The following is a 6,231-nucleotide window of genomic DNA, read 5'->3' as shown; positions in this document are numbered from 1 at the left end:
CGGCGAACGCCGAGGTGACCGCAGCCGGTCGTCGACGCGTCCGCCCGCGCCGCCCGCCGGTTCCCCGCCCGCCGCCAAACCGCCGCGTCCCCGGCGTCGTCGCAGGCGCACGCTGCGGGTCGGCAAGATCCTGCTGATCCTGCTGCTCGTGTTCGTGCTCGGCAGCGCCGGGCTGCTCTTCTACTACGACTCGCGACTCGACCGCATCGACGCGCTCCCCGCGTACGCCGGGCGGCCGTCGGACACTCCCGGCACCAACTGGCTCATCGTCGGCACCGACTCCCGCTCCGACCTGTCCGCCGACCAGCGCACCAACCTGTCCACCGGCGACGCCGATGGCTCGCGCACCGACACGATCATGCTGGTGCACAACCCGCCCGGGAACGGGAAGGCGACAGTCGTCAGCATCCCGCGCGACCTCTACGTCGAGATCCCCGGCAACGGCAGCCTGAAGGTCAACGCGTCGTACAACATCGGCGGTCCGCAGCTGCTGGTGCAGACCGTCGAGAACCTGACCGGCATCCACATCGACCACTACGCGGAGATCGGCTTCGGCGGTTTCGACACCCTGGTCGACGCCGTCGGGGGTGTCGACATGTGCATCGACCAACCGCTCAACGACCCCAAGGCCGGGCTCAGACTGTCCAAGGGGTGCCATCACCTGAACGGGCGCCAGGCGCTCGGCCTCGTCCGGACCCGTGCCTTCCCCCGGGCCGATCTCGAGCGCGTCATCAACCAGCGGAAGTTCCTCGCCGCCTTGGTCTCTCGCGCAACGAGCCCCGCCGTGCTGTTCAACCCGTTCCGGCTGTTCGGCTTCATCGGCGGCGCCATCGACTCTCTCACCGTCGACGAGCGCGACCACATCTGGAATCTGGCCTCGCTGATGTTCGCGCTCCGCGACCCGGTGACAACCACCACACCCACGGGCGAGAGCATCTACACCGATGACGGTCTGGCACTACCGGTCACGGAGACCACCGAGCAGTTCTTCGGTCTCCTACGCGCAGGTCAGCCCATCCCCGACGAATTGCTCGTCGACGCCGGGTGACCAGGGTGGCCAGGCTGTCCAAAGACAGGTCAGACTTGCCTTAGTTAGCCTGAACTTGCTGGTAGACGGCAGTTTTCGGCACCTACGATGGACGCATGACCGAATTCACGAAGTTCCACCAGCTGCTGCACGATCAGATCGGCAACGAGTTCTACGCCTCGCAGCAGTACATCGCGGTCGCCACTTACTTCGACAACCACGACATGCCCCAGCTGGCGAAGCTCTTCTACAGCCAGGCCGTCGAAGAGCGCAACCACGCCATGATGATCGTGCAGTACTTCCTCGACCGGGACATGGAGGTCGAGATCCCCGGCGTCTCCGCCCCGAACAACAAGTTCGAGGACTACAAGGCACCGATCAATCTCGCTCTCGAGCAGGAGAAGACGGTCACCCAGCAGATCGTCGATCTCGCCAAGTCGGCCCGCGACACCGGCGACTACCTCGGCGAGCAGTTCATGCAATGGTTCCTCAAGGAGCAGGTCGAGGAGGTCGCCACCATGACGACCCTCCAGACCATCGCCGACCGCTGCAAGGGCAATCTGTTCGACCTCGAGAACTTCGTCGAGCGCGAGTTCAACAGCACCACCGCCGACGACCCGACCTCGCCGCCCGTTGCCGGAGGCAACATCTAGGCACATCTGGGCACGAGCCCCGGAACGACATCGGCGGCGCGACTTCATCCGAAGTCGCGCCGCCGAAACGGTTTTCAGAAGTTCACGCTCAGCGCAGGGTGACCTGGCGGCCGCGGATGCCGTCGCGTGAGCTCCGCTCGGCGATCGTCAGCTCCGAGGAGTCGGCAAGTGCCTCGCCCAGCCACTGATCGAGCTGGTTGAGACCCGCCTGCCACTCCTCGTGGTGCATCTCGTTGTCGAGGTCGAAGACCGGGACCAGCAGGCCGTGGGTGCGGAACGACCCGGCGAAGCGCGAGCCCTCGCCCATCGTCAGACGGCCGGCCGCATGGAGACGGGCCATCGCGGCCATGAGGTCGTCCTCGGGCTCGGGGCGGATCCAGCGCAGGTGTGCCCGCTCGCCGGCATCCACCCACCACGGGGCTCCGGAACCGCTGTCGACGACGAGGCGCGCGGTCGGCAGCACGGACTCGTTGGCGCGCTCGAACATCGGCGCGATCTCGGCGGGCACCTCGGTCCCCTCCGGGAACCACCACGAGAAGTCCTGGTGCACGGTGATGTCCAGGATCGCGTCGGCCTTCAGCACCTCGTCGAGCGAGGGCGATTCGTCGGCGGACTCGAGGTCGAACTCGCTGCCGGCCTCGGCGTGCGCGGCCCACGCGATGGCGGCGGCCAGCTCGACGGCCGGCGCCATGCGATCCGGTTCGGTCTGCAGGCCCACCAAACCCTCTGTGGCGCCGTTGGATTCACGTGCCAGCGCCGGACCGGCACCCGGCAGGATCGTCACGAGGGAGACGTCGTTGCGCGTGTCGGCAGGCTCCGTCAGCTCGAGACGTGCGGTCGCCGATGCGACGAAGGTCCGCAGTGCCACGAAATCGCATTCGGAGGCCAGCCCTGCGAAGGGGCGCGGCGGCGGTGCCATGGACGCCGCCTGCCGAGCCTTACGAGCGGCGACCCGCTCGGCGCGATTGCTTCCCGGGCGGGGTCCACTGCCCCGCTTGCTCTTCTTGCCCATCGGTCCACTCTCTCACGAGCCGGTCAGAGCGCCGAGAAGCCTGGGCAGGTGTAGAGCCGCGCTCAGTCGACGGTCACCAGCCAGTCGCGGACCTTGGCCGGATGGTTGGTGGCCAGCCAGCGCACCCCGAGGTCGGCGCAGAGCTGGACGTCCACCAGTTCGTCGACGGTCCAGCAGTACGTCACGCGCCCGGCCGCGGCGGCGCGGTCGACGAGATCCGGGTACTGCCGCAGGGTCATCACCGAGGGACCGATCCCGGTGGCCCCGACGGCGGTCGCCGCACTGCCGCCAAGTACGCGCGCGGTGTCGCCCAGCAGGATGGTCGGGAGCATCGGGGCATGGCGGCGGATACGCCAGACGCCGGCAGAGGAGAACGAGATGACCACGGCGCGACTGTGATCGGCCGACGGCGGGGTGGCGACGCCGAACTCGTGGAGGATCTCGAGGAGCTTCTGCTCGACGAGACTGCCGAACCGCACCGGATGCTTGGTCTCGATGAACAACCGGACCGGCCGGCGCCAGTCCAAGGTGAGCGTGAGCAGCTCGCGCAGCGTCAGGATCGACGCGGGATCGCCCGCGGAATGCCAACTTCCGAAGTCGAGTTCGCGGAGCTGGGCCAGCGTCATCTCGCTGACGATGCCGGAACCGTTCGAGGTGCGGTCGACGGTCCGGTCGTGCACGCAGACGAGTTCGTGATCGGCGGTGAGCCGGACATCGCACTCCAGTCCGTCCGCACCCTGCGCGAGTGCGAGTTCATATGCGGCCAGGGTGTGTTCCGGACGGTCCCCGGAGGCGCCGCGGTGCGCGACCACCGCGGGCTTACCCGAGCGCGACACCTTCTCGGCCGCGCCCACGTTCACACCTGAGTTCATCCGACCGCCACCCACCTTCTCTTCGGGACCGGGACCGCCGTGGCGGCGTCGAACAGCACCGGCACGCGGCGTGCCATCCAGAAGGCGAAGGCGGCCGAGACGGCCGCGCTGAGGATCACCATGGTGAGCGCGTTGGCCCCGGTCTGCACCGAGTCCGATCCCCACGCGACGGCACGGGCGATCAGCGCCAGGACGGCGGTTACGGTGACGACCACCCACGCGACCCACAGCCGGCGGACACGGCGGCCGACGAGTTCGGCATCGAGGGACGGATCGTGGGCCACGCGCAGGGCCACGACCTCGCCGATCACGAGCGGCGCACCGACCAGGTTCACCAGCGGGACCCCCACCAGCACCGCCACCCACAGGGGACGCCTCGGGTCGAGGAGCCGGGCTTCCTCATAGGTACCGGCCCTCAGGTCCATCACCCAGCGGGTGAACGCGAGGGTCGCCCAGACGTAGGCAAGGAAGGCCGCCACACCCGCGAACACGATCAACCAGTCGGAGACCACGATCAGCGGTTCCGGGAGCGGCTGGGTGCGGTTGACGGCCAGCAGGACGTAGCGGACCAGATGGATGACCGCCGACGCCGCGAGCGCCGTACCGGCCACCACGAGCGCGAACAGCAGGCGTGCCCGTGACGAGTCGATCCGGTCGTGCGTCGCGTCGGCGGCCAACGGCTCGTCGTGTAGACCCCAGGTGGGGATGTAGACGTAGCGCGGGATGAGACGCGGGCCGCGCGGGCCCGACGGTCCGCGGCGGCTGGGGATGGCCTCGGGAGGACGCCGCGCAACCCAGCGGACGTTCCGACCGCGGTACAGCCGGCCGGTCGGCGCCGTTCGGGGCGGCGCGGGGCGCGCGGGTGCGGACATCGCACGAGCGGCGTCGTCGACGACGCTCAGCGGGCCGCCACAGCGAGGACAGTGCTCGCGCCCGGGGCGGTGCGGCGCCTGGATACGGCACCGCGGACAGAGGTCGATCATCAGTGGGCGTCGCCCCCGCCGTCCCCGGTGCCGAACTCCACGGGCTTGCCGTGTTCCTGCCATGCGAGCATTCCGCCGCGCACGCAGATCCCGTCGTACCCGACCTGCGCGAGGTACTGCAGCACCCGCATCGAGCGCCCGCTCGAATGACACACCACGTACAGGTCGGCGTCGGGGTCGAGTTCGCCGAGTCGTCCCGGTATCTCGGCCATCGGGATGTGGACGGCGCCGCGGATGTGTCCGTTCGCCCACTCGTCGTCCTCACGGACGTCGAGCATCACCGCGTCGGCCGTCTGAGTGAAGTCGTCCGGCAAATCGGTCACCGGCACCTGCGTGATGTCGCCCATGGTCACGATTTCCATGGTGGCACAGTCGAGGCCCCGCGGGCGTCACGTCACCTGCACGGCCATTCTCAGCAGTGTTGTGAAGCTCACATTCTGAATCGTACAGACCGCCCAAAGCGACCTATGCTGATCATCATAGCTTTATCCACATGCGGCAAACAGACAGCTGTCCACAATCCACACCTCACCGTCAACCTGGGGATGAGGCTGTGGAAACTGTGGAAAAACCCTGGCCAAAGCCCCTGTCGATGTGACTGCGATCACTCGTTTAGACCGATGTGCGCGTAGGAAATTCACGAAACTGCAGGGGTCGACCGGTGGTGCATTTTCTTTCCAGTGCACACACCTGTGGATAACGTGGGGACAAACCCTTGGGGAATCCCCCCGAACTGGGTCTGGTATTACCCGTCAGTCACGGTGTAGAAACCCGGTCCGCACCGCGGGGGCGCGGTCGATCGCGGCAATCACGCCCGACGTGAGACCCTCGGCCAGACCGGAGACCGACATCTGATTGCCGACCAGACGTGCGAGCAACGGCTTGGGTGCCTCGATGACCGTGATCTCGGCGTCGGGATACCGCTCGGCGACCACCGACCGCATGACGCCGATGCCGTCGACCAGGCCGAGTTCGGCCGCCCGGCGCCCGACCCACACATCGCCGTTGAAGAGCTCCTCGTCGGAGGCCGTCAGCTTCTTGCCCCGACGCTGCCGGACCCATGCGATGAACGCCTCGTGCAGCTGCCCCTGGAGACCCTTGAGCCATTCGACGTCCTCGGCGACCTCCGGCGAGAAGGTGTCGAGCCGGGCCTTGTTCTCCCCGGTGGCGTACAGGCGACGCTGCACGCCGAACCGGTCGAGCAGGGCCGAGAAGCCGAACCCCGAGGACACCACCCCGATGGAACCGACGATCGAGGTGTGGGCGGCGAAGATCTCGTCCGCCGCGCAGGCGACCCAGTAGCCGCCGGACGCCGCGACGTCCTCACAGAACGCCAGGACCGGTACGCCCTTCTCCGCGGACAGCTGCCGGATGCGCTCGGCGATGTACTCCGACTGCGCCGGCGAACCACCGGGTGAGTTGATCACGACGACGACAGCCTTGAGCCGGTCGGTGGCGAACGCCTGCTTGAGCACCGGCTCGACCGTGTCGGTGGTCAGCCCGTGCTTGCCCATGCCGGCCGCGCCGATCGGGCCGTCGAGTCGGACCACCGCGACGTGCTCGGCACGCGACTTCGCGAACTTCTTGCCCACCGCCGCCAGCGGTCCTGCAGTCATCTGCCCGAGTCTAATGGCGGACAACCGCTTGCCGTTTCAAGTGGGGCGCCTGCGCATTCCGCAGCACA

Annotated in this window: 7 protein-coding genes; 2 read left to right on the top strand and 5 right to left on the bottom strand. The window is 68.0% G+C overall.

The features are described from left to right. Positions 1–1,048, top strand: a 1,048-nt coding sequence (locus GONAM_RS17280) for an LCP family protein (RefSeq protein WP_006868049.1), incomplete at its 5' end; no start/stop codon positions are given. 95 nt (positions 1,049–1,143) lie between these two features. Next, on the top strand, positions 1,144–1,680 hold the full coding sequence (locus tag GONAM_RS17275) for a ferritin (protein WP_006868048.1): 537 nt from the start codon (positions 1,144–1,146) through the stop codon (positions 1,678–1,680). 88 nt (positions 1,681–1,768) lie between these two features. Here GONAM_RS17275 and GONAM_RS17270 read toward each other — a convergent pair whose 3' ends face one another. From GONAM_RS17270 to GONAM_RS17250, 5 genes are all read right to left on the bottom strand, one after another. Then, a complete protein-coding gene (locus GONAM_RS17270; protein ID WP_006868047.1) occupies positions 1,769–2,692 on the bottom strand; it encodes a DUF5926 family protein in 924 nt (307 codons plus the stop codon). 62 nt (positions 2,693–2,754) lie between these two features. Next, positions 2,755–3,564 (bottom strand): glycerophosphodiester phosphodiesterase, encoded by an 810-nt coding sequence (locus tag GONAM_RS17265; RefSeq protein ID WP_006868046.1) that lies wholly within the window; start codon positions 3,562–3,564, stop codon positions 2,755–2,757. Then, positions 3,561–4,436: a DUF4328 domain-containing protein gene (locus tag GONAM_RS17260; protein WP_245548636.1), complete on the bottom strand. Its 876-nt coding sequence runs from the start codon at positions 4,434–4,436 to the stop codon at positions 3,561–3,563. Before GONAM_RS17260 ends, GONAM_RS17265 begins: the two co-directional genes overlap by 4 nt. A gap of 110 nt (positions 4,437–4,546) precedes the next feature. Continuing rightward, positions 4,547–4,909 (bottom strand): rhodanese-like domain-containing protein, encoded by a 363-nt coding sequence (locus GONAM_RS17255; protein ID WP_006868044.1) that lies wholly within the window; start codon positions 4,907–4,909, stop codon positions 4,547–4,549. A 390-nt stretch (positions 4,910–5,299) separates the two neighbouring features. Next, positions 5,300–6,163 carry a S49 family peptidase gene (locus GONAM_RS17250; protein WP_040536797.1) on the bottom strand — a complete coding sequence of 288 codons (864 nt, stop codon included), beginning with the start codon at positions 6,161–6,163 and terminating at the stop codon, positions 5,300–5,302. Positions 6,164–6,231: the final 68 nt, after the last annotated feature.

It is taken from the genome of Gordonia namibiensis NBRC 108229 (assembly GCF_000298235.1).
In the GTDB taxonomy this organism is placed as follows: domain Bacteria; phylum Actinomycetota; class Actinomycetes; order Mycobacteriales; family Mycobacteriaceae; genus Gordonia; species Gordonia namibiensis.
This window is presented reverse-complemented; position numbering and strand designations above follow the sequence as displayed.

Coding starts and splice junctions, on each gene's coding strand:
- GONAM_RS17275 (WP_006868048.1), top strand. CDS start 1,144: ATGACCGAATTCACGAAGTTCCACCAGCTGCTGCACGATCAGATCGGC.
- GONAM_RS17270 (WP_006868047.1), bottom strand. CDS start 2,692: ATGGGCAAGAAGAGCAAGCGGGGCAGTGGACCCCGCCCGGGAAGCAAT.
- GONAM_RS17265 (WP_006868046.1), bottom strand. CDS start 3,564: ATGAACTCAGGTGTGAACGTGGGCGCGGCCGAGAAGGTGTCGCGCTCG.
- GONAM_RS17260 (WP_245548636.1), bottom strand. CDS start 4,436: ATGTCCGCACCCGCGCGCCCCGCGCCGCCCCGAACGGCGCCGACCGGC.
- GONAM_RS17255 (WP_006868044.1), bottom strand. CDS start 4,909: ATGGAAATCGTGACCATGGGCGACATCACGCAGGTGCCGGTGACCGAT.
- GONAM_RS17250 (WP_040536797.1), bottom strand. CDS start 6,163: ATGACTGCAGGACCGCTGGCGGCGGTGGGCAAGAAGTTCGCGAAGTCG.